Here is a 22,675-nt window from a genome sequence, read left to right as displayed (position 1 = left end):
TCGCGCGGCCGCTGCACCGGCTCGACGCACGCCTGCGTCGGCGAGCGCCGGGAGGACCGCGCTGCACCCGATGCCCTGAGCACGGGCAGGGTGTCGCACTGGTGCTGGACGGGGATCCGGAACGGGACTGCTAAGAGGGCACTTGCGCGGCCTCGGTCCCGCGCTTGGCCAGCAGCCGCCGCATCGCCGCGATCAGGCTGCGGTGCTCGGACTGGCGGTAGGGCGTGGACTTGGGCAGCTCGCTCAGCATCTCGCGGTGGATGCGGCCGAGCGCGTGGTAGGGGACCGTGGGCAGCAGGTGGTGCAGCGCATGATAGCGCAGCCCCACCGGCGCCAGCAGGATCGTGAACCAGGAGTCGCTGTCCAGGTTCACCGAGTCCAGGTACTGGCCCATCAGGTCCATGGGCTGGCCGTCATTGTGGTAGCGGTGGGCGACCAGGGTCCGGACGTGGTTGAGCATCAGGATCAGGCTGGAGACGAAGTACCACTCCCACAGCCAGCTGGTCGCCATCCAGTCCATGACCATCGCGAAGGCGATGCCCCAGGCGACCAGTGCGGTCCCCGCCTCCTCCAGATACCAGCGGTAGGCATTCTTGCCTTCGGGCATCTTTCGCTTGTAGGCGGGGTTGATGACCAGCGTCGACATGTAGCCGACCACCAGAGGCCGGAGCGGCCGGATGACGTAGGAGAGCGGACCCAGGATCGCGAAGCGGATCACCAGCAGGCCGGGCACGGTCAGGATGGGCAGCGACGAGAGCAGGATGCGGGCCTTGCTCCACGAGGCGATCGGCGCGTACTCCGGATCCGCCTCGGTGCCGAACACCATGCGGCGGTGGTGCTCGCCGTGCGAGCCGACGTACATCAGACTCGGCACCATCAGCGGAACCCCGAGAACCAGGTCCCACACCACGTTGAAGCCGGGAACCGCCCTGCGGCGGAGGTGGGTCAGCTCGTGGATGAAGAGGACGGCCCGGTACAGGGCGCAGGTCGCGATGGCTTCGAGGATGAACCACTGGACCGAGAAACGGCTGGCCCAATGGGCGAGCAGGAATGCGCTCCAGCCAAGAGCGGCCGAAGCGAGCATGTCGGTCCAATAGATGAAAGGGATGGGCTTGAAACGGGTCGCGTAGCGACGACGCAGTGCGGCTGGACTATGCTCGGCCGACGCCTCCACGCGCTGCTCGGACCCCATCCCTACAGCGGCTGTCGTCATGGCAGTTCGGGAACCTTGCCAGTGCAGGCGAGGGATTACAACAAAACCGGCCTGCATTGCCGCACCGCGCGACGGGGCGCATTTGGACGCTGCCGATGCCGCGCCGGCTCATGAGCGGGTCCGGCACGACGCTGCCCGTGCGATCCTGCAACAGAGCTATCGCAGGTTCTGTCGCAGCAGCAGTCGCAGGACCACCGGCCACCCCCAGATCAATGGATGGCGCCGCTGGCGTTCGGTCGGCTCGATGCGAACGCCCGTGTGGCGCTGCAGCTTCCACAGAGCGTACGGCAGCCATTCGCCGAACGTCAGGGCCGACTTCAGAATCCGTACGGCATACAGGGACTTGGCCACGGGCAGCTTGCGCCGCCACGAGCGGGCGATGGAGCGGGCGGCTTCGCCGTGCAGACCGCCCTGGATGCGGCCGTCGCCATCGATGGCCCCACTGGCCAGCCCCCGCCGCGCCAGCTCGGCCATCGCCAGGCTCGCTACCCGTCCGTATCGTTGCGGCGCTGCCTCATAGACCGACCGGATCGTGGCATCGCTCTCGGTGCGAAGCTCGGTGCCGTAGGTGGCGGCAAAGCCGGCCTGCCACAGCTCCTCGGCCGTCCGTGCCTGCGGGGCCAGCGCCAGCATCCGGCTGATCATCGTCAGCACGGCCTCGGCGGCGTCGGCAGCGATGGTGCTCCGGACCTGGTCGTCGCGAGCCCACACCACCGCGAACGGCTGGCAGAAGCGCGCCCAGACGATGGCATGCAGGCTTTCGGGGCGGCAGGCCGCGGCGAAGTCGGCGCGCGAGAGGACGTTGTACTTCATCCGCAGCGTGCGCCCGCCCACCGCGTGCTCGAGGTAATACACGTTGGGCGGAAGCGCGGCGTTCGACAGGGCCAGGATTCGCGACGCGTAGGCGGCACGGTAGGAATCGACGATGGCGTAGAAGTCGAGCACTCCATCGTCGACGTAGCTGCGACGGAGGCACGATCCGTAGAAGAGCACGGCCTGGACCGCGTCACCGTGACGGCGCCTTACCTCCTGCGCCATCGCCACCACTTCGGGCAGGACCTCGCGCCGCTCCTCGGCCTCCAGCAACGCCGCCAGCTCCGCCAGCGCGGATGCCGCTGGTGCTGCCGATGCCTGTAGCCGGTCGTCCATCCTGGAACGTTAGCTCAGCGGGTGCCGAGGAAGCGAATGCGATGATCGGCCATCAGCGTCACCTTGCGCCCAGGCAGCGGATCGAACATCTCGCCGTCGAGAGTGGCGCCCGAGTCGAGCTTCATGACCACGCTTTCGAGGTTCGCGCTGACGTAGCGCGGATCGTTGCCGCGCACCGGGCAGCGCCCGCGCACCAGGCGCGCGACCGCGCGCGGGTTGTGGAAACCGCCCGGTGCGATGCCGGTGAAGCGGATGCCGCCGGGGCCGGTGCCCCAGAACGGACGGAGCCTCATGAACAGACGGTTGAGCGTGGTGGCCAGCAGAAGCTGATACCGCGTCTGCGCGAGGTGCAGCCCGTCGGCATGCACCTCGACCTGGTCGGGCTCGAGCACGTCGTGCTCCTTCCCCGTCAGCACGCGCCCGAGCAGCGTGATCGTGATGATGCTGCTGCCGAACACGCCCTGCGCGCGTCCCTTCGGAAACACCTCGTGCGTCAGGTGGATGGCGCGGTAGATGACGCCGCCGCCGAAGAACGTGCCGTAGTGATCGATGCCGTCCGGATCGAGCATCATGCGCAGCACCGCGCGGTCGACCAGATGCCGATCGACGTTCCCGGATCTGGCAAGCGACACCACGCGGTCGATGGCCTTGACGGGATCGCCCGGGCTGCCGATGTCGAGCGCGCTCATGCTCGTGCGTCCGGTGCGAAGCGGCGCGACCACCGGAAGCCTCTTGAACGGGCTGGCCGTCCCGAGCAGCTCGGTCAGCGCGCGCTGCAGAGTGCCGTCGCCGCCGTTGACGACGAGCACGTCGATGTCGGCCTCGGCAAGCGAGCGGATCGCCGCGGCGGCACCCTCGGCGCTGTCGCTCTCGGCACGCACGACCTCGGGATACTTCGACAGTCGCGAAAGCACCTGCGCGACGCGCGCGCCGCTGCCGCCCGCTCGCATGTTGCTGAGAACTCCGACGCGCATCGCGATGCGGGCAATTAACCGGGGACTGCGCCAAACTCCAATCGGAGATGTGAGATCAGGCCGCGCAAATTTCGGTTCCTGTCCCGCGCGATGTTCAGGTCCGTCCCCGCAGCAGGCTCTCGGCGATGATTCGATCGGCTTCCTTGTCCACATCGAGCGCCGCTTCGGCGAAAGGGAGAACGACCGTGCCTATGTCGGCGCCGATGACGTGCGACGCTCGATCCATCGCGCCGGCCAGATCGAGGCGCCCGGCAACGAACAACGCGAGGTTGGATACGCCGAACACGCTCGCCAGCCGCCACGGCCGCTTGCGGAAAGCCTCGGCGCGCGTCCAGAAGCGCGGCACCTCGAGCGCGCGCGGCGTGCGCAGCAGGAACAGGTTGGCGCCCGAGAACTTCTCGTCGCGCAGCACGATGAACGTGCGCGGCTGATCGGGGAAACGCGCGCAAAAGACGCTCCCGGCCACCAGCCCGACGACGAAGTCGGCGCGACTGGCCGTCGCCTCGGCGAGGAAGTGCCGCACGATCTGCGGCGTCAGCAGCGGATGATCGGCCGTGGTGACGAACAGCGGGGTGCCGTTGCCGCACGTCTCGAAGTACTCCGCCACGGTGGTGGCAGGCGAGATGCCCGCTCGGTGGAAGACGATGTCGCCGCTGGTCGTCCACGCCGCCAGCTCCGCATCCCCGCGCAGGACGGAGTCGTCGCCGGCGGTGACGGCGATCGGGAGCGCGACGCCACTTTCGCGCAGCGTGCGGATCACCCGTACCAGCATCGGCACTCCCGCGATCGGAAGCAGCGCGCGATGGGCAACGCCGGCCGACATGGCGAGCGCATCCTCTCCTTCCCTGCGTCCGGCAAGGACCAGCACGCGCGGCGGCATCATGGCGCAGCCTTATGCGTGAAACCGACGAGCAGCACCATTGCCGCGGCGACGAAAGCGGCGCATCGCGCGCGGCAAGAGCAGCGACGCCGCGGCAGGTGTGTTGACCGCCGCCGCCGTGCCCTGTACTTCGAACCGGCACTCCTCATGCGCCTTCTCATCGTTTTCGGCCGCCAGTATCCCGGCCGCAGCTCGCTGATGCTGCTGTGCCTGTCGCTGGCGGCGCTGGCCGAAGGCGTCGGCCTGTCGAGCCTGCTTCCGCTGCTCAGCCTGGTCACCCAAACCGACGCCAGCTCCTCGCCGCTCGAGCGCACCTTGCGCAGCGCGATCGCGGCGGTGGGCCTGGAGCCGACCACCGGAGTCCTTCTGTCGCTCATCGTCGCCGGCAGCCTCGTCAAGGCGGCTCTGGTGCTGCTCGGCCAGAAGCAGGTCGGCTACACCGTCGCGCACGTGGCCACCGACCTTCGGCTCTCGCTGCTGCGCTCACTGCTGCAGGCACGCTGGCTCTATTACGTGCGTCAGCCGGTGGGCACGCTCGCCAACTCCTTTGCCACCGAAGCGCATCGCGCGGCCGACGCCTATCTGCACGGGGCGACGATGATGTCGCAGGGCATCGAGACGCTGCTGTACATCGTCATCGCCTCGCTCGTCTCGTGGCAGACGGCGGCGGCGGCGGCGGTCGTCGGCGCCGCCACCATCGGCGCGCTCAACGGCCTCGTGCGCATGACCAAGCGTGCCGGCGCCAGACAGACCGAAATCATGCGCTCGGCGCTCGGCCGCATGTCCGACGTGCTGTATTCGGTCAAGCCGCTCAAGGCCATGGGACGCGAGGAGCTGGTCTCGCCGCTGCTGCAGCGCGACACGCAGATGCTCAACAGCGTGCTTCGCCGCCAGGTGCTCAGCCGCGAGGCCGTGCGCGCGCTGCAGGAGCCGTTCATGGTGCTGGCGCTGACCGCCGGTCTCTACCTGGCCACGGTGCAGTGGTCACTGGCGCTCGACAGCGTGGTGGTGCTGGCGCTGGTGTTCGCGCGCGCGCTGGTCGCGCTCGGCAAGGTGCAGAAGTCGTATCAGGCGATGGCCGCGTGCGAGAGCGCATTCTGGGCGCTGCAGCGCACCATCCAGGAGACGCAGGCGGCGGCGGAGACTCACACCGGCACGCGCGCCCCGTCCTTCACGCGCGAGATCGAGCTGCGCGACGTCGACTTCACGTACGATGAACGGCCCGTCCTTCGCGACCTGTCGCTGAGGATCGTCGCGGGCGAAGTCACCGCCGTCATCGGTCCCTCGGGCTCGGGCAAGACCACGATCGCCGACCTCGTGCTGGGTCTGATGCGGCCGCAGCGCGGAGAGGTGTGGCTCGACGGCGTGCCATTGGCGGAGATCGATGTGCGAAAGTGGCGCAATCAGGTCGGCTACGTCCCGCAGGACATGCTGCTGCTGCACGACAGCGTGCGAATGAACGTCACGCTCGGCGACCCCGCGATATCCGAGCGCGACGTCGAAGAGGCGCTGCGTGCCGCGGGTGCCTGGGACTTCGTCGCGCAGCTTCCCGAAGGCCTGGAGACGCCGATGGGCGAGCGCGGCGCGCGCGTCTCGGGCGGCCAGCGCCAGCGCATCGCGATCGCACGAGCGCTCGTGCACCGACCTCGCCTCCTGATCCTGGACGAGGCCACCGCGGCGCTCGATCCCGTCAACGAAGAGGCCATCTACGATACGGTGCGCGCGCTGCGCGGCCGCACCACCATCCTGGCGATCTCGCATCAGCCTGGCCTTCTGGCGGTTGCCGACCGCGTCTATCGCCTCTGCGACGGCGAGGTGACCGCAGCCGAGCGAGTGCACGAAACGGCGGCCGCCGCCGGTGCACACGCGCGTTGACATCCGCTCCGGATGGCGGCACGGATGGAACGCCGCCAACCGATGACGAGCTTGCTTGCATGGCACGTGCGCACGCATCTGGTGATGCCGGCGCCGCGCCGCGTGCGCATGCCGTCTCGCGACGACTGATCGCGGTGCCACGATGCCCTTCCTGACCACGCAGCGACTGATCTCGCGCCTGTTTCCCGATCCGGCCAGGCTTCCTGAAGCGGGTGCGCGGCAGGTTCCGGAGGTCGTGACTCTGCCGGTTGCCGCCGGCGTCGCGCCCAGCGCCAGGCCGCCCGTTCGCATCTTCCTCGGCACCGAGCCGGGGCAATACCGCGCCGAGCGCATCTTCCTCTACTCCATCGAGAAGGTGCGCGATCCGTCGCGGGTCTACGAAATCCATCTGATGAAGGACGTCGCCGGCTTCGACCGTCGCTGGTGGCTGACCGGCTTCACCAACTACCGCTTCGCCATCGCCCACTGGGCGGGCAAGCGCGGGCGTGCCATCTACAACGACGTCGACCAGGTCTATCTTTCCGATCCCGCCGAGCTGTTCGACTCCGACATGGGCGGCAAGGGTTTTCTGGCGCTGACCGAGAACGACACGGCGGTGATGCTCATCGACTGCGAGAAGATGGGCGAGCTGTGGCCGCTGGAGCTGTGCCAGAGCACGCACCGCAAGCAGATCGAGAAGAAGTCGCGGCACGAGTGGGGCAAGCTCGATCCGGCCTGGCATGCACGCGATTTCGACTACGTTCCCGGCTACTCCAAGGTTCTGCACTTCACCACGATCCACGAGCAGCCCTGGCATCCGTGCCCGGAGCTCTACGTCTACATGCCCAGCCCCGTCACCGATCTGTGGATGGGCCTGGAGCGTGAGGCCGACGCTGCCGGCTACAGCGTCTTCGACTTCCATCGTCCGAGCCTGCTCTACAGGCGCCTGATCGACATGCTGCGCCAGGCGCGCGCGCTCGAGCAGCCCGATCTCGAGTCGGCGCCGGTGGAGCTGACGGGACTCACGGACCTGCTCGCGCGCACGGGCACGCAGAAGGTGCTCGACTTCTCGCTCGCGCATCCGCGCGATACCGGCATGCAGTCGCGCCTCGGCATCTTTCCGGGCGCCAGCACCGTCGCGTTCGATCCGACCGCCACCGACGCCACCGGCATCGTTGCACCGGCCGGCCCGTTCGATGCCGTCGTCTGCACGAGCGGGCTCGACCTCCTCCATGACGAGGACGTCCCCTGGGTTCTCGACGAACTGGCGCGGCGCGCGCGGCGGCTCCTCTACATCGTCGTCGAGGACACTGCGCGAAAGGTGCACTTCCCTCACGACCGCGCGCGCCTGATCGCGCCGCGCGGGTTTGCCTGGTGGCGCAGCCAGCTCGAAGCCGCGGCGCGCAAGCGGCCCGACCTGCACTGGCGCCTGGGTGTGCAGACGGCGCCGCGGCAGGTGGCCTGGCGCGAAGGCGGGCGGCGCATCGAGCCGACGCCGCCGCGCGTGTGGATCCTGTCCGATCCCAAGCCGGGGCACACCACGCAGTCCATAGGGTTGACCGAGGAGCTGGGCTGGCCGGTCGAAGTGCTCGACCTCGGCTACCCGCTCTACACCAAGATCACGGACCGGCTGCTCGCGCCGACGACGATCGATCCCGGCGGGCGTCGCCGCAAGCTGCTGCAGCCGCCCTGGCCCGACCTGGTCGTCTCCACCGGCTGGACCACCGGGCCCATCGCACGCTGGATCGCCGCGCAGAGCGACGGGCGCGTCCGCACCGTGCAGATGGGACGCAAGGGCGGCGACGTCGCCACCAACTTCGACCTGGTCGTGACGTGCTCGCACGTGCGCTACCCGCCGCACGAGCGCCGCATCCAGATCGTCGCGCCGATCAATCAGGTCACACCGCGCCGCCTCGCCGATGCGGCGGCGCGTTTTCCCGACCTGTTCGGCTGGGCACCGCATCCGCGCATCGTGGTGCTCGTCGGCGGAAGCTGCGCGCAGTACACGCTCGACGTCGAAACCGCGCGCGCGCTCGGGCGCGACGCGGCCGACGCCGCGCGCGCCTGCGGCGGAAGCGTCTTCGTCGTCACCAGCCGCCGTACCGGCGATGCGGCGGTGGCGGCAATCGAAGCGGCCGTGGCCGGCGTCGGGCAGGTTCATCGCTGGTCGGCCGAGCGCAAGGACAACCCCTACCTTGCCTACCTTGCCGGCGCCGACGCGCTCATCGTCACGGGCGAGAGCGAGTCGATGATCGCCGAGGCGTGCGCCAGCGGAAAGCCGGTATTCCTGTATCCGGTGCCGAAGAAGAAGCGGGGGCCCTGGCTCGCGTTCGTCGACTGGATCACGGCGCAGGCGTTCTCGCGGCCGCGCAAGAGCAAAGGCACGATCCGGCCGCAGCAGGGCCTCGAGTATTTCTGCGCGCGTCTGATCGAGCGCGGTCTCATCCATCCCACGCGCGACCTGGAGGCGTTCCACCGCGCGCTCGTCGACGGCGGCTACGCCAGGATGCTGGCGCTGCCGCTGGATCTTGCTGCGCCCGCGCGCCTGATGGAGACGCAGGCGGTGGCCGACCGCGTGCGTGCGCTGCTCGGCTGCAGCGAGGTGCCGCAGCCCGAGCCGCGCCGGGAAGGCTCGCGAGCATCGCTCGCGGCGGGCTGAGCCTTCGCGCGGTGCGACCTTGCGCATGCTTGCCACGTCCGGTCCGGCGTTGAACCGCCAGCCGCCAAGGGTCTGGGTGCTGCTGGGCAAGGGCACCGGCGGAAACAACCAGATGCGGACGCTGGCCGACGCGCTCGGCTGGCCCTACGAGCTCAAGCAGCTGCGGCACAACAAGCTCAACGCGCTGCCGACGCTGCTGCTGGGCGCAAGTGACATCACGCTGGACAAGGACGGATCCTCGCCGCTCGTGCCGCCGTGGCCGGACGTCGTCATTGCAGCCTCACGCCGCGCCGCTCCGGTTGCGCTGTGGATCAAGAAGCAGTCGGGCGGGCGGACCCAGCTCGTTCACCTGCTGCACGCGCAGGCGCCGCTGCACTGGTTCGATCTCGTGCTGACTCTGCCGCAGTACCGCCTGCCCCACCGCGACAACGTCGTGCACCTTGCCGGCGCGCTCAATCGCATCGACCGGGCAAGGATCGATGCGGCGGCCGAGAAGTGGCGCCCTCGCCTGCAGCGCCTCGCGCGTCCCTGGACTGCGCTCCTGGTGGGCGGCAGCAGCTCTTCGTACGAGCTCGACACCGCGCGCGCCGCCGAGCTCGGGCGCGCGGCCAGCGCCAGAGCGAGGGCCAGCGCCGGCTCGCTGCTGGTGACCACGAGCCCACGCACGCCGCCCGATGCAGCCGCCGCGCTTGCACAGGCCATCGATGCGCCCTCGTTCGTCTACCTCTGGAAGCCCGACGACGCCGACAACAACCCGTACCACGGGTTCCTCGCGCTGGCCGACGACTTCATCGTCACCGTCGACAGCGCCTCGCTGCTGGTGGAAGCGGCGGGAACCGGACGTCCGGTTGCGGTGTTCGAATGGCCGCGGCGCGGCGGCGCAGGCCCGCGCGGCCTGCAGCGCTGGGTCGGCAGCGCGATCTACGACGAGCTCATCTATTGGGGCGCGCTCAAGCCGCCGCGCGACTTCGACGCCTATCACCGCGAGATGAAGCGGCGCGGCCTGGCCTACCGCCTCGGCGATGCGCCGCCGCCGCGGCGTCAGCCGCTCGACGACATCGAGCGCGCGGTGCAGAGCATTTCGCGGCTGCTCGACTTCCCTGCAGGGACGGTCCAGACTTCCTCGTCCGCCCCGTCCACGGCCGCTGGAACAGGGGCGCTGCTTCCGTCGTGACGTATCTGAATTTCGATCTGCTCGAGTCCATCGACGTCGAGGCCTTCCGCAAAACCTCGCCCTATCCCTGGATCAACCCCGAGGGCGCGCTGACCGAGCAGGGCTACCAGCGCCTGCTGGCGACGCTGCCGCGCAAGGAGGACATGCAGCCTTTCTTCGGCGTGCGTCGCAAGCACGGCCAGCAGCCGCACGACCGCTACGTGCTCGAGTACACCGACAAGGCTGCGGTGTCGCCGGAGTGGAGGGAATTCATCGAGGAGCTGCGAGGCGACCGATACGGCCGCTTTCTTCGAGCGATGTTCGGCCGCGGGCGGCTTTGGCTGAACTTCCACTGGCACTACACGCCCGCCAGCGCCTCGGTCTCTCCCCACTGCGACAGCCCGCGCAAGCTCGGCTCGCACATCTTCTACTTCAACACCGAGAGCGACTGGGATGCGTCCTGGGGCGGCGAGACCGTCATCCTCGACGACGAAGGGCGCTTTCCGACCAAGTCGGCGCCGAAGTGGGAGGATTTCCCGCGCTCGTGGACGGGCAAGGCCATGGGCAACCGCAGCCTCCTGTTCGCACGCCGCGGAAACTCGTGGCACGGCGTGCGCGAGATCCGCAGCCCCGAAGGCAGGCTCCGGCGCGTCTTCATCGTCGTCGTCAACGACATGATCCGGTCGATCCCGTTCCTGGTCCGCCAGCGCCTCCTGCATCAGGAGGCAGGCTACTGACGTGGCACCGCCCTGGGTGATGGTGACGATCCTCGGTGCGGGCCGCAGCGGCACCAGCGCCATCACGCGCGCTCTGGAGGCCGTAGGCGTCGATCTCGGCGACAACCTGCGTCCCGGAAGCGGCAAGAATCCCACCGGCTTCTTCGAAGACAACGATCTGCTCGCGCTCAACAAGCGGCTCAAGCGCGCGCTCGGCATTCGCGGCGACAGCGTTCGCCTCATCGAGGACGAAGAGTGGCGGCAGCCGCAGGTGCGGGCGCTCGCCGACGAGGCCGTCGAGCTCATCCGCCGCCGCTTCGGCGACAGGCCGCTGTGGGGATACAAGTACGGCCGCACGCTGCGGATGCTGCCGTTCTGGCAGGACGTCTATCGACGGCTCGGCCTCGAAGACCGTTATGTCGTTGCACTGCGCAATCCGCTCAGCGTGGCGCGCTCACGACTGCGTCTGGACCCGCATCGCGGCACGCAGGAGAAGAGCGACCTGGAATGGCTCGTCAACGTCGTGCCCTACTTCGAGCTGGCGCGAGGGCACGTCACCGTCGTCGTCGACTATGACAACGTGATGGCCGACCCCACCGCCGAGCTCGAACGCCTGGCGCGCGGGCTGGGGCAGCCGCTGGGCGACCGCGTTCAGCGCGGCATCGCCGTCTATCGCGACGAGTTCCTCGTGCCGGGCATCCGCCATAGCCGCTTTTCGATCGAGGAGCTGGACCGCGACTCGAAGATCCATCCGCTGGCGCGGGATGCGTACCGCTGGCTGTTCCGCCTCTGCACGGATCAGGTCGCCTTCGACGATGCCGAGCTCTGGAAGGATTGGCGCCGCATCGCGGGTGCGGTGCGCGACCTGGCGCCGGTGCTGCGGCATTGCGATCGCCTCGAGGCCGAGCTGCGCGCCGCCCAGCAGAGCCTGCTCGGACCGCTGCAGGCGATCGCGCCGCTCTGGCGCAGCTGGCGCAGCAGCTGACGCGCGATCGAACGCCGAAGATCCACGTTCCACCGCAGCGCCCGAAGCGCTGCCTGCGCGTACCGTAACCGGTTTTGCGCTCGTCTCGGGCCGTCAGGACACCGAGACCGCATCGACCATCATGAGCATGACGCGCAGATCGATGGGTTTCTTGAGGACGACCGCGTTCTGCGGCGCGCGCGAGGGGTCGGAGGTGGAGACGATGACGGGAATGTTCGAGAGTACCGGATCGGCCTGCATCGCGGCATAGAGCTCGGACCCGCTCATGACCGGCATGATCAGGTCCAGCACCACCGCACTCGGCGGCGGATGCCGCAGGAGGAGCTCGAGCGCCTCCATGCCATTGGACGCGCAGCGCACCGAGTAGCCTCGGTTCTCGAACGCCTCGCGCAGCGACTCCCGGATATCTGCCTCATCCTCGACGATGAGAATCGTTTTGCGGCTCAAAGCGATATGTCCTCACCACCGGCGGAACCGAAGACCTGTTCGGGCTGCGCGGGCGGAACTCGCGGCAGGTCTACTGCGAAAGCGGTTTGCCCGCATGCGGAATCGATGCGGAGGGCGCTGCCGTGGGCGAGCGCGATCTGCTGGGAAATATAGAGGCCGAGCCCGAGCCCGCTGGCGCCCTCGCGCTTGCGGTGCTGCCCTCCGCGCAGCGGCTCGAAGATGGCCGGAAGCACCTCGGGCGGAATGCTGCCGTCGTTGCGAACGCTGAGCGTGACCACGTCGTCTCTGGTGCCGTCGACGGTCACCACGATGGGCGTCCCTTCGGCCCGGTACTGGAGCGCGTTACCCGTCAGGTTCGACATGAGCTGGGCGAGGCGGTCTTCGTCCCAAAGCCCCTCGGTGTTCCCTCGCACCTCGAACTGCACATCCGCGCCGCCTTCGAATCGGCTCTTGAGCTCGTCCAGCACGGCCCGGCAGAGCTCGGCGAGATCGACGCTCTTCCGTCGCAGCGGGATTCCGCGGCCCAGACGCGCGCTCGTGAAATCGAGAATCTGGTCGATCATGCGGCTCATGCGTCCCGCGCTTCGCAGGATGCGGTCGACCGGCTTCACGATCTGCTCCGACTCCGTCAGGCTCGCGATGAGGCTCGCGGATGTCGTGATGCCCGACAGCGGGTTGCGCAGGTCGTGGCCGAGGATGCCGACGAACATCTCGCTGAACCGCACCGCCCGCTCCAGCTCCGCGACCAGCCGCGCCTGCCGCTCCTCGGCTTGACGCGCTTCCTGGAAGTGACGGGCGTTGTCGATGGCGACTGCCGCATGCACGGCCAGCGCCCGGGCCATCCGTTCGTGCTGCTCGGTGAACTGACCGCTTTGCGGATGGCCGAAGAAGAGTCCTCCGATCACCGGACCGCTCCGCGACACCACAGGGACCGCCAGATAGCTGACGACCGGGAGGTGCCCCTCGGGCATCCCGTAGTGCGGCGCCATCTGGCCGTAGCGCGGGTCCTTGTGGACGTCGTCGCAGCGCACGGCGTCCAGGCCGGCGAAGGTCGGACCGAAAATCGGCGTGTTGCGTGGGAGCCCGAACTGCTCGAACTGCTCTCGCGATGCGCCCGAGAGCGCATAAAGCTTGTAGCTCTCGCCGTTTTCGCCGACGACATTGTAGAAGAACGCTCCGTAACGGGCGCCGACCAGCGCGGTGGCCTCATCCGTTACCCTCTGGACGATGGTCTCGAGGTCCAGTCGTGCGCCGGAGAGCGCCTCGGCGACGCGGTACAGCGCCTCGGCCTCCGCGCGCGCCTTCTGCTCGCCCTCCCATCGCCGCTCCGCCGCCAGCTTGGCTTCCTGCGCCTCCCGGTACAGGCGCGCATTGTCGAGTGCCAGGCCGATGCGATCGGCGATCTGCTGGACGAACGCGAGGTCGGAGGGCTGGAATTCGCGCGTCTCCTCACAGGCGGCCACCGAAAGGGCCCCGAGAATGCGCTGGCGAGCGCAAAGCGGAACGCAGATGAGCGAACGAACGCCTGAAGCGCGAAGGAGCGCCAGATGCTCGGCATCGTGCGCCATCGCCGCGAGCGCATCGTCCGTCACGAACTGGAGCAACTGCGCACGCCCGCTGCGGATGACGGCGTGAGTACCTTTCTCCGCCGGCGGATCGGGTCGCCAGCATGCGGCGTACTGCCGCGTCCATTCCTCGCGCGCAGGATCGGCGTGAGCGACGACGCGGCTGGCGTGGCCGCCGTCGGAGAGGACGATGTCGCACCACGTCCCGATGGCGCCGGCGATTCGCTCCGCGACCTTGTGAAGCGCGGCCATCTGATCGGTCGAATCGGTGATGTCGCTGAGCGCCCCGGTGATCTCGCTCTTCAGCCGCGCCCGCTCGTGCTCCTTTTCGGCGGCCGCCCGAGCGGCGCGCTCGACCAGCTCCCGGTCGTGAGCGTCCTGTGCCCGCATGCGCTCGGAGATGTCGCGCACGACGGTGACGTATCCGGTCAGTGCCGCGTTGCTGTCGGTGACCGGCGACTCGACCAGCTCGACCGGACACGACTCCGAATTGCCGCGCGCAAGGCGCAGCGTGCCGTCGGGCTGCGGCAACAGCCGAAGAACGTCGGCGAGGCGGCGGCCGGTGGCGCGTTCCGACTTCCAACCGAGCAGCGACTCGGCCGCGCGGTTCAGGAACGTGACGCACCGTTGCGTATCGGTGGCCACGACGGCCTCGCCGATGCTGCTGAGGATGGCGTCCAGACGCCGCTGGCTGTCGCGAAGCGCCCGCTCCAACCTGTGCCGAAAAACCGCGATGTGGATCGCGATCTCGATCTCGCGGTCCTCGAACGGCTTGAGCACGTATCCGAAGGGATGGGTGACGCGGGCGCGCTCCAGCGTCGTCTCGTCGGAGTAGGCCGTCAGGTAGACGACGGGAATGAAGAATCGGTCCTGGATCTGCTGAGCGGCCTGGATGCCGTCCATGACGCCGCGCAGGTTGACGTCCATGAGCACGAGCCCGGGACGGACCCGTTCGGCAATGTCGATCGCCTCCTCGCCGGACGCGGCCACGCCGGCGATGGGATAGCCGAGCTTCTGGAGGCTGGAGACCAGGTCCATCGCCACCACGTTCTCGTCCTCGACGACGAGAATGGACGGTTTGGCCTCGCCGCTCATGCCGGAGCCCGCAGCCGCCGTGGAATGCTGAGCCGGACCTCGGTCCCGCCGTTCGTGCGCACCGACAGCCTCCCGTCGATCTGATCCGCCAGCGTGCGGATAAGCCGTATACCGAGAGTTGCGCCCGACGCAAGGTCGACGCCGGGAGGAATGCCGACGCCGTCATCGCGCACCACCAGGTCGTCGAAGTCGGCGCCCGGTTCGAGGCCGACCCAGATCGTTCCGGGACGGTCGTCGGGGAACGCGTGTTTGAGCGCGTTGGAAACGAGCTCGTTCAGGATGAGCCCGCAGGGAACCGCCACGTCGATGGGAAGCGGAACGGGGATGACGCGGTTCTCCACGCGCACGTTCACCGAGTCGCGGGCGTGCGAGCGCAGCAGCTGGCGCGTCAGGTCGCGGATATAGTCGCCGAGGTCGACGCTGGACAGGTCCTTGGACTGGTACAGAAGCTCGTGAACCAGCGCCATCGATCGGATGCGGCCCTGCCCCTCGCGCAGCGCGGTCCTGGCCGATTCATCGAGGACGCGCTCGGACTGCAGCTTGAGCAGGCTCGAGGTCACCTGCAGGTTGTTCTTGACGCGGTGATGGATCTCCTTGAGCAGGGTTTCCTTCTCACGCAGAGAGGCGCGGGCGATCTCCTCCGCGCGCTTGGTCTCGCTGATGTCGAACGCCACTCCCTGCAGCAGGACGGGAACGCCGCGCGCGTCCTTGATCAGGCGCGCCTCGCCGTGCACCCAGACCACTTTGTCGTCACGGGTGAGGAAACGGCAGTCGGAGCGGAACGGTCCGCCGGTGATGCAGCCTCGGGCGAACTCGGCGTCCAGCTTCCTGCGATCGTCGTAGTGCAGCCGGTCGTACCACAAGACCGGGTTCGCCACCCATTCCGCCTGCGAGTACCCGAGCAGCGTTTCGATCTGTGGGCTGACGTAGATGTCGTACAGCCCGCCATCCAAGCCGGCGGTGAACACGACCGCCGGAATCTGCTCGACGAGGTGGCGATAGCGCAGCTCGGTACGCCGCCCCGCCATCAGATCCTGCTCGTGCAGCACGAGGATGGCGTGCATGGCGCCGTTCATGGGAATGTCGGACCGGCTGACCCACAGCGACCGGTAACCGCCGCCGGCACGGGCCACGCGCGCCTCGAGCCGTTCGCCGGCGGCCGGCACCTTTCCCAGCAGCGACTGCGCCGGGCGGCCGACCGCGTCCGCTGATGAGACGCCGAGCAGCCGCTCGGCCTCCGGATTGACGCCGACGATGGCACCGTCGGCGGTGACGACGAGCATGGCCGGTTGCAGATTGTCGCTGGTGTCCTGGGTGGCCGCGGATTCCGCAGGAAGTTTCACGCCTCCACGCAGAAACACGTCCGCCAGCTGCTGCAGCATCGCCAGCGCCAGGTCCGGCGTCGGCTGCGCCACGGGGTCACGCACCGGCATCGCGCGACCTCAGCCATGCATACCACGCCTCCAGACCTGCACCGGTGAGCGCGGAGACCGCAAGAACCTCGAGATGGGGATGAACCAGCTTCGCGTTCGCCACGAATCGTGCGACGTCGAAGGAAAGATGCGGCAGCAGATCGATCTTGTTCAGAAGCACGAGGCTGCTGGCGCGGAACATGTGCGGATACTTGAGCGGCTTGTCCTCGCCTTCGGTCACCGAGGCCACGACGACCTTGGCATGCTCGCCCAGGTCGAACAGCGCCGGACAGACCAGGTTCCCCACGTTCTCGATCAGGACGAGGGCATCCTGCGTCGGCTCGAGCGCACGCACCGCGCCCTCCACCATTGCCGCATCGAGGTGGCAACCGGTTCCCGTGTTGATCTGGACCGCCCTTGCGCCCGCTCTTTCGATGCGATCGGCGTCGGCGGAGGTTGCCTGGTCGCCTTCCACGACCAGGATGGTGCGCTCGTTGCGCAGGTCGCCGATCATCCGCTCGAGCAGCGTGGTCTTGCCCGCGCCCGGAGAGCTTACCAGATTCAGCGCTAGCACGTTCTGCTGGCGAAAGTGACGGCGGACGCGCTCGGCGATGCGGTCGTTCTTGGCCAGGATCGCCGTCTGCAGCGTCAGCTCGCGCAGCGTCTGACCATCGTGCGAGTGGTCGTGCGGGTGATCGTGCGAGTGGTCGTGCGGGTGGTCGTGCGGGTGGTCGTGCGGGTGGTCGTGCAGGTGACCGTGCGAGTGGTCGTGCCGGTGATCGTGGGAGTGATCGTGGGAGTGATCGCCGAGCGCCGAAGCGTCGATAGGGGCATCGTCGGCGACGCAGCCGCAGGTTGCGCACATCACTGCACCTCCACCAGGCTCACGCGAAGCTCCTCTCCGCTGAGCCATTCGAACTCGGTCCGGCCGCACGAGCAGAATCCGAACGGCTGATCCAGCACGCACTCGCAGCCGCACGCCCGGCAGCGCGCACGTGCCGGAATCTCGATGATGTCCAGCGCGGCCCCGGCCGCCGGCGTGCCCTCGCTGCACGCCTCAAAGCAGAAACGCACGGCGTCGGGAAGCACCGCGGTGAGACGACCGACCTCGACGACGATGCGCCGGATGGGCGCGCCTCCGGCCACTTCGGCCGCAATCGCGACGATCTCCTGCGTGATGCCCAGCTCATGCATCGCCGGCCTGCAACATCGTCTCGATCAATCGTACGGCCTCGTCGACGGCCGCCGCCACCGGCGCGCTCAGCCCGACAGCGATGTCGTCGGCGTCGGGAATCTGCGCCGGTTCACATCCGACCACCCGCACGTACCCAGGCTGAGCGCCGATGGATCGCGCCAGCGCCAGCGCCTGTTCCGGGACGATCCCGTGCGCCGTCAGCCCGGCGCCCGCGCCGGCGTCGCTGCAGGCCGCATCGGGCTCGAGCACATAAAGCGTGCCCGGCGCTCCTCCGCGCATCGTCGCGTCGACGAGGATGACGCGCGGATAGTCGAGCAGCGCGTAGGCCAGATCGAGACCGCGGATTCCGAAATCGACCACGCGCACGTCCTGCCTGGCCGGACGCTCGGCCAGCCGCCGTACGACCTCGACGCCGAAACCGTCGTCTCCGAGGAAGATGTTGCCGATGCCGGCAACCAGGGTCGCCCCCTGCGTCATAGCGGCTCGACCTCCTCCGGCGTGAAGAAGAAGCGATGACCATGCACGCCCATGTCCTTGCCGGGGTCCTCGTCCACCGTCACCGCGACGTAGGTGCGCCCCTCGAAATCGCGTTCGAGCGCCTGGATCGTCGCGCGTTTTCCTGCCAGCGCCAGATCGAAGACGTCGCCGCCTGCCCTCGGGCACAGCCGCACGCTCATGCCCGGCCGAAGGGGCGAGCCGGAACGCAGGCGCCCGTGCAGCTCTCCCAGCCGCGCCAGGCCCGCGGCCTCGGTGCGCGCGAGCAGCTCGCGACCGCGAGGGTCGCACTCAGCCATTGCTGCCTTCTCCTCGTCCGTCAGCGTCAGGATGCGCAGCGTCAGCAATTCGTCGATCTCGGTGGCATCGAAGAAGTCGCCGGTGCTTTCCGGAGCCAGCTCGGGATAGTCGTAGAGAATGATGGGCGCTGCCAGGACGGTGTGGCGCGATCCGGGCGCGCCCACCAGCACCGGCCACAGGCCGGAGCTGCGACAAGCCTCCACGAGCGCGCGCGCGTCCGGCGGCGGATCGATGGCCGAGACGAATCGGCCGTCGGCGCTGTGCAGCAGCAGGAGCGCCGAGCACAGCGCGCGCGACAGCGCCTCGTCGCGCGTTACCGATTGCGCCTCGTCGATCCCGCTGGTGTTGCGCAGGTCCACGGACAGCGTCCACCTGCCCCCGCCGCCGTCGGCAGCGGCGACGGCCACCTCTCCGGTGAGCGGTCCGAACGTGAAGGCGGTCACGGCCTCACAGCTTGCCAGCGCCGACAAGGCAGCCGGGGCGGTCGAGACCTCTCGCACCGCCGCGTCGCCGGTCTGGAGGTGTAGGAACCGTGCCTGAACGGTGACGCCGGCCTCCGGTGCTCCCTCGATCACGCATTGCACCCGCGCCGACGACGCGTCGCCCTCGCCGCGCACGCGGCAGAACGGCTCCGGATAGAGCGTACCGAAGGGAAAGCGGCGCATGTTCTTGAGCGACGAGGCGCGATACGGATACAGCAGATAGCCCTCGTGCAGGACCGCGTCGGCGAGCTGGCGCGTGTCGTGGCTCATGCAGCAGCCTCCGCAACCCGGCCGAAAAACTCCTCGACGGCCCGGATCGGCCCGTCCCCGCCCGTGATGCCCTGCCAGCGGGTCCGCACCAGCGCCGACAGCCGGTAGCACTCGTCGATCGACAGGATGTGGTAGCTCGGTTCGTGGCGCAGACGCTGGGCCAGCAGCGCCTCGCAGTCGGGCTGCAGGCCTGCGAGCACGGGATTGCTGCGTACGACGTCGTTCCACGCCCTCTTCGGCACCAGCGATTCGATGGGCCCGGCAGGCCCGGGATACGACGCCACCACCTGGTCCATCGCGGACGAATAGGTGAAGAACACCAGTCCCACCGGGACCTCGAGCGCTGCCCATTGCGCGTCGCTCATGCAGAAGCCCTCCAGCGCCAGCGTCCGGCGACGCACGCGGCGCACCTTGGCGCCGGGCGCGTCGAACAGCAGCGCGCAGGCCGTGCACGTGCACTCGAGCCGGCGGTCGCGGCTGTCGATCAGATGCTCGTGCTCGTCGCCGAGCGGCTGGCTGCACAGATGGCAGCGGTCATGACGCAAGGCCGCGGGCGTCCGGGCCGCGCACGGCGCCGGCTCCTCCTCGACCACCTCGACCAGCTCGAGCTCGGGGGCGGCCTGTCCGACCGCGTCCGCGACGGCCTGCCGCAGGCTGTGGCCGCCTCGAACGCGCAGCCGCGCGGCCGCATCGTCGAGCGAGACGATCTCGATGCTGCCGCACGCGCGCCCGGCGCTGAGAACGTTGACGGCCTGCTCCACCCGCTCCCGCACCGACAGCGGATGAAGGCCGTGCACGGCCAGCACGCTGGCGACGACCTCGTCGCGCGCGGCGTCGCCGAGCACCCGGCCGCCGGCGGCCTCCTCGCGCAGCCGAAGGCACAGGCGGCGCAGGCCTTCTCCGTGCAGCGCGAGCACGGCCGAAACGGCGGCGCGCGCGGCGGCGCGCGCCTCCTCGTCGCGGATGGACTCCACGCGCGCGATCGCGACCGTCAGCTGCTCGGGTGCGATGGTCACTCCGTCTCCTTCGGCGGCTGGACACCGAACATCGGCGAATGGCGCACGAGCAGCTCCTTTCCCGGACCGAGATACATGTGCACGCCGCACGGAAGGCAGGGATCGAAGCTGCGCACGGTGCGCATGATGTCGATGCCCTTGAAGTTCTCCTGACCGTTCTCTTCGAAGATCGGGCTTCCCTCGATGGCATCCTCGTAGGGCCCGGGCGTTCCATGCACGTCGCGCGGGCTGGCGTTCCAGCAGGTCGGCGGATACGGGTGGTAGTTGGCGATCTTCCCGTTGCGGATCACGAGATGGTGCGACAGCGCACCGCGCACCGCTTCGTGGAAGCCGCATGCGATCGCCTCCTCCGGAACCTGGAATTCGGACCAGACGCTGGTGTCGCCGGCGTTGAACGTTTCCAGAGCGCGATCCACGAAGTAGAGCGCGCACGCTGCCGCGTACGCCTGGAAATAGCTGCGCGCACGGTTGCGCTCGAGCGTGTTGCTCCAGCGCGGAATGCTCCATTCGTACTCGACTTCCGGATGGTTCGCGGACTTCGGGAGCCGGATCCTGACGCTCCTGCCCGTGGCTTCGATGTACCCGATGTTGACGCGGTTGAAGAGGGCCGTCGTCCACATCCGCGCCAGAGGGCCGCCGCCGGTGTCGATCGCCAGGTTCGTGCCGTTGCGCTTGTCGTGCCAGCGCGGCGCCATCACCCACGTGTACTTGCCGCCGAAGTCGCGCTTCTGCGGGCGCGGCGTCGTCGTCTGATTCCACGGATGGCGCTGGTCGACGGGGTTGCCGAGCGGATCCGACTTCACGAAGGTCTCGCCGTCCTGCCAATCGTCGTAGAAGGAGCTGCCGAGCAGGATGCGCATGCCGAGATTGATCTCGACCATGTCGGTCGTCACGAGCTCGCCGTCGACGACGATGCCGGGGCTGACGTACATCTCGCGCGACCAGTCCGTCATCGTCTCGTAGCGGAAGTCGCACGCATCCGGATTCTGGAACGAGCCCCAGCAGCCGAGCAGGACCCTGCGGTCGCCGACCTTCTCGTAGCCGGGCAAGGCCTCGTAGATGAAGTCGAAGAGATCGTCGTGCAGCGGGACGACGCGCTTGACGAAGTCCACGTAACGCATGAGCCGGGTCAGGTATTCCGTGAAGAGCTGCGGACTCGGCACCGTACCGACGCCGCCCGGATATAGCGTCGATGGATGCGCGTGCCGCCCGCCCATCAGACAGTACATTTCGCGGGCAAGACGGCTGACCGCCAGCGCCTCGCGGTAGAAGGAACCCGTAAACGGGTTCAACGCGCGCATGATGTCGGCAATGGTGCGGTGGCCGTGGATGGCTGCGTGCGGCGCCGGCGTATTCTCGGCTCTCGCCAGCACCGACGGGTTCGTCTCCCGCACCATCTGCTCGCAGAAGTCGACGCCGACCAGGTTGTCCTGAAAGATGTTGTGATCGAACATGTACTCGGCGGCTTCGGCAAGGTTGATGATCCACTCGCCGAGCGGCGGCGTCTTGACGCCGAATGCCATGTTCTGCGCGTAGACCGCGCACGTGGCGTGATTGTCCCCGCAGATCCCGCAGATGCGGCTGGTGATGAAGTGCGCATCGCGCGGGTCCTTGCCGCGCATGAAGACGCTGTAGCCGCGGAAGATCGAGGACGTCGCGCGGCAGTCGGCCACCTCCAGATTCGCGAAATCGATCTTCGTATGGATGCCCAGGCTGCCGACGATCCGCGTGATCGGATCCCACGACATGTCGACGAGGTTGCGGCCGTCACTCGTGCTCATCGACCGTCCCCTCCCCTCGACCGGCCGCGGCCGCATCGCCCGGTTTGCGCCACTCCGGCTCGATGTCCATCGAGCCTTGGGTGAAGCGGCGCAGCGCGCGCACCATCGTTCCGTACGTCGCGATCGCCGCCGTCGACATGTAGGCGCCCGGCGGCTCGTCCATGTGCGGCATGAACTTGTCGGGATACCCGGGCATCGTGCAGCCGATGCAGATGCCGCCGACGTTCGGGCACCCGCCGATGCCGCCCATCCAGCCGCGCTTGGGCACGTTGCAAAGGACGACCGGACCCCAGCAGCCGATCTTGACCTGGCATCGCGGAGAGTTGTAGTCGGGTGCGAAGTCGGCCTGCTCGTAGAAGCTGCCGCGGTCGCAGCCTTCGTGCACCGTGAAGCCGAACAGCCACCGCGGCCGGAGCGCCTCATCGAGCGGAATCATGGGCGCCGAGCCGGCGGCCTGCCGCAGCAGGTAGGTCAGCGTGTCCATGAAGTTGTCCGGCTGCACGGGGCAGCCCGGTACGTTGACGATGGGAATCCTGCCCTGGGATCGGAAGTCCTTGCCGAGATAATCGGCCAGGCCCATGCAGCCGGTGGGATTGCCGTCCATCGCGTGGATCCCGCCGTAGGTCGCGCAGGTTCCCGCCGCCACGACGGCCCAGGCTTTCGACGCCAGGCGGTCGATCCAGGTGCACGTGGTGATCGGCTCGCCGCTGCTCGGATCCAGGCCGAACGCCGCCCAGTAGCCCGCCGCCTTGTTGTTCTCGTTGGGGATCGATCCTTCCACGACCAGGATGAACGGCGTGGTGGAAACACCGTCGGCGACATCGTGGAAATGCTGCATGAACTCGCCGCCGTTCTCGTAGGCGAGGAACGGGTTGTAGAGGCGCACCCTCGGCAGCCCCGGGATGTTGCCGAGCAGGACGTCCTCGATCGTCGGATTGCTGGCGCCCGTCATCGCAATGGTATCGCCATCGCAGCCCAGGCCGGCCGTGATCCACAGAATCTCGATCTCTTCGATTGCGGCCACTTCGACTCCT

Annotated in this window: 19 protein-coding genes; 5 read left to right on the top strand and 14 right to left on the bottom strand. The window is 68.5% G+C overall.

Annotated elements, in window-relative coordinates:
* Positions 1–130: 130 nt before the first annotated feature.
* The 4 genes from VEC57_12625 to VEC57_12610 all read right to left on the bottom strand — a co-directional run bounded on the left by VEC57_12625 (position 131) and on the right by VEC57_12610 (position 4,219).
* The gene (locus tag VEC57_12625) at positions 131–1,213 is read right to left on the bottom strand and encodes a fatty acid desaturase (protein HYB99968.1); all 1,083 of its coding nucleotides are present in this window, start codon (positions 1,211–1,213) and stop codon (positions 131–133) included.
* A 156-nt stretch (positions 1,214–1,369) separates the two neighbouring features.
* Positions 1,370–2,362, bottom strand: coding sequence for a hypothetical protein (locus tag VEC57_12620; GenBank protein ID HYB99967.1), 993 nt, complete (start codon positions 2,360–2,362; stop codon positions 1,370–1,372).
* Between the two features lie 14 nt (positions 2,363–2,376).
* Positions 2,377–3,336, bottom strand: coding sequence for a diacylglycerol kinase family protein (locus VEC57_12615; protein HYB99966.1), 960 nt, complete (start codon positions 3,334–3,336; stop codon positions 2,377–2,379).
* Between the two features lie 94 nt (positions 3,337–3,430).
* Positions 3,431–4,219 (bottom strand): nucleotidyltransferase family protein, encoded by a 789-nt coding sequence (locus VEC57_12610; GenBank protein HYB99965.1) that lies wholly within the window; start codon positions 4,217–4,219, stop codon positions 3,431–3,433.
* A 144-nt stretch (positions 4,220–4,363) separates the two neighbouring features.
* On the opposite strand from VEC57_12610, the gene VEC57_12605 reads away from it, so the two are divergent.
* The 5 genes from VEC57_12605 (at position 4,364) to VEC57_12585 (ending at position 11,583) form a co-directional block, all read left to right on the top strand.
* Entirely contained in the window at positions 4,364–6,091 is a 1,728-nt protein-coding gene (locus VEC57_12605) for an ABC transporter ATP-binding protein (GenBank protein ID HYB99964.1), read from the top strand.
* Positions 6,092–6,233: 142 nt separating this feature from the next.
* Positions 6,234–8,729, top strand: a complete 2,496-nt coding sequence (locus VEC57_12600; GenBank protein HYB99963.1) for an ELM1/GtrOC1 family putative glycosyltransferase — start codon at positions 6,234–6,236, stop codon at positions 8,727–8,729.
* A gap of 25 nt (positions 8,730–8,754) precedes the next feature.
* Positions 8,755–9,903, top strand: coding sequence for an ELM1/GtrOC1 family putative glycosyltransferase (locus tag VEC57_12595; protein HYB99962.1), 1,149 nt, complete (start codon positions 8,755–8,757; stop codon positions 9,901–9,903).
* A complete protein-coding gene (locus VEC57_12590; GenBank protein HYB99961.1) occupies positions 9,900–10,619 on the top strand; it encodes a hypothetical protein in 720 nt (239 codons plus the stop codon). Before VEC57_12595 ends, VEC57_12590 begins: the two co-directional genes overlap by 4 nt.
* A gap of 1 nt (position 10,620) precedes the next feature.
* Positions 10,621–11,583, top strand: coding sequence for a hypothetical protein (locus VEC57_12585; protein HYB99960.1), 963 nt, complete (start codon positions 10,621–10,623; stop codon positions 11,581–11,583).
* A 93-nt stretch (positions 11,584–11,676) separates the two neighbouring features.
* On the opposite strand, the gene VEC57_12580 is transcribed toward VEC57_12585, so the two are convergent.
* The 10 genes from VEC57_12580 to VEC57_12535 are packed head-to-tail and all read right to left on the bottom strand — an operon-like array spanning position 11,677 to position 22,665.
* On the bottom strand, positions 11,677–12,030 hold the full coding sequence (locus tag VEC57_12580; protein ID HYB99959.1) for a response regulator: 354 nt from the start codon (positions 12,028–12,030) through the stop codon (positions 11,677–11,679).
* A complete protein-coding gene (locus VEC57_12575; protein ID HYB99958.1) occupies positions 12,027–14,690 on the bottom strand; it encodes a GAF domain-containing protein in 2,664 nt (887 codons plus the stop codon). The genes VEC57_12580 and VEC57_12575 overlap by 4 nt, the downstream gene beginning before the upstream one ends.
* Positions 14,687–16,123, bottom strand: coding sequence for a histidine kinase dimerization/phosphoacceptor domain -containing protein (locus VEC57_12570; GenBank protein HYB99957.1), 1,437 nt, complete (start codon positions 16,121–16,123; stop codon positions 14,687–14,689). Before VEC57_12570 ends, VEC57_12575 begins: the two co-directional genes overlap by 4 nt.
* Positions 16,110–16,967, bottom strand: a complete 858-nt coding sequence (gene hypB, locus VEC57_12565) for a hydrogenase nickel incorporation protein HypB (protein ID HYB99956.1) — start codon at positions 16,965–16,967, stop codon at positions 16,110–16,112. Before hypB ends, VEC57_12570 begins: the two co-directional genes overlap by 14 nt.
* Complete coding sequence (locus VEC57_12560) at positions 16,967–17,296, bottom strand: hydrogenase maturation nickel metallochaperone HypA (protein HYB99955.1); 330 nt, start codon at positions 17,294–17,296, stop codon at positions 16,967–16,969. Before VEC57_12560 ends, hypB begins: the two co-directional genes overlap by 1 nt.
* Positions 17,289–17,774 carry a hydrogenase maturation protease gene (locus VEC57_12555; protein HYB99954.1) on the bottom strand — a complete coding sequence of 162 codons (486 nt, stop codon included), beginning with the start codon at positions 17,772–17,774 and terminating at the stop codon, positions 17,289–17,291. Before VEC57_12555 ends, VEC57_12560 begins: the two co-directional genes overlap by 8 nt.
* On the bottom strand, positions 17,771–18,844 hold the full coding sequence (locus VEC57_12550) for a hypothetical protein (GenBank protein HYB99953.1): 1,074 nt from the start codon (positions 18,842–18,844) through the stop codon (positions 17,771–17,773). Before VEC57_12550 ends, VEC57_12555 begins: the two co-directional genes overlap by 4 nt.
* Entirely contained in the window at positions 18,841–19,860 is a 1,020-nt protein-coding gene (locus VEC57_12545; GenBank protein HYB99952.1) for a DUF5947 family protein, read from the bottom strand. The genes VEC57_12550 and VEC57_12545 overlap by 4 nt, the downstream gene beginning before the upstream one ends.
* On the bottom strand, positions 19,857–21,641 hold the full coding sequence (locus VEC57_12540; protein ID HYB99951.1) for a nickel-dependent hydrogenase large subunit: 1,785 nt from the start codon (positions 21,639–21,641) through the stop codon (positions 19,857–19,859). Before VEC57_12540 ends, VEC57_12545 begins: the two co-directional genes overlap by 4 nt.
* Complete coding sequence (locus tag VEC57_12535; protein ID HYB99950.1) at positions 21,628–22,665, bottom strand: hypothetical protein; 1,038 nt, start codon at positions 22,663–22,665, stop codon at positions 21,628–21,630. Before VEC57_12535 ends, VEC57_12540 begins: the two co-directional genes overlap by 14 nt.
* Positions 22,666–22,675: the final 10 nt, after the last annotated feature.

It is taken from the genome of Candidatus Limnocylindrales bacterium (assembly GCA_035626395.1).
Classification (GTDB): Bacteria; Desulfobacterota; Binatia; order UBA1149; family CAITLU01; genus DASPNH01.
The sequence above is the reverse complement of the archived record's forward strand: the minus strand, read 5'-3'. Positions and strand labels throughout refer to the sequence as shown.

Coding starts and splice junctions, on each gene's coding strand:
- VEC57_12625 (HYB99968.1), bottom strand. CDS start 1,213: ATGACGACAGCCGCTGTAGGGATGGGGTCCGAGCAGCGCGTGGAGGCG.
- VEC57_12620 (HYB99967.1), bottom strand. CDS start 2,362: ATGGACGACCGGCTACAGGCATCGGCAGCACCAGCGGCATCCGCGCTG.
- VEC57_12615 (HYB99966.1), bottom strand. CDS start 3,336: ATGCGCGTCGGAGTTCTCAGCAACATGCGAGCGGGCGGCAGCGGCGCG.
- VEC57_12610 (HYB99965.1), bottom strand. CDS start 4,219: ATGATGCCGCCGCGCGTGCTGGTCCTTGCCGGACGCAGGGAAGGAGAG.
- VEC57_12605 (HYB99964.1), top strand. CDS start 4,364: ATGCGCCTTCTCATCGTTTTCGGCCGCCAGTATCCCGGCCGCAGCTCG.
- VEC57_12600 (HYB99963.1), top strand. CDS start 6,234: ATGCCCTTCCTGACCACGCAGCGACTGATCTCGCGCCTGTTTCCCGAT.
- VEC57_12595 (HYB99962.1), top strand. CDS start 8,755: ATGCTTGCCACGTCCGGTCCGGCGTTGAACCGCCAGCCGCCAAGGGTC.
- VEC57_12575 (HYB99958.1), bottom strand. CDS start 14,690: ATGAGCGGCGAGGCCAAACCGTCCATTCTCGTCGTCGAGGACGAGAAC.
- VEC57_12570 (HYB99957.1), bottom strand. CDS start 16,123: ATGCCGGTGCGTGACCCCGTGGCGCAGCCGACGCCGGACCTGGCGCTG.
- hypB (HYB99956.1), bottom strand. CDS start 16,967: ATGTGCGCAACCTGCGGCTGCGTCGCCGACGATGCCCCTATCGACGCT.
- VEC57_12560 (HYB99955.1), bottom strand. CDS start 17,296: ATGCATGAGCTGGGCATCACGCAGGAGATCGTCGCGATTGCGGCCGAA.
- VEC57_12555 (HYB99954.1), bottom strand. CDS start 17,774: ATGACGCAGGGGGCGACCCTGGTTGCCGGCATCGGCAACATCTTCCTC.
- VEC57_12550 (HYB99953.1), bottom strand. CDS start 18,844: ATGAGCCACGACACGCGCCAGCTCGCCGACGCGGTCCTGCACGAGGGC.
- VEC57_12540 (HYB99951.1), bottom strand. CDS start 21,641: ATGAGCACGAGTGACGGCCGCAACCTCGTCGACATGTCGTGGGATCCG.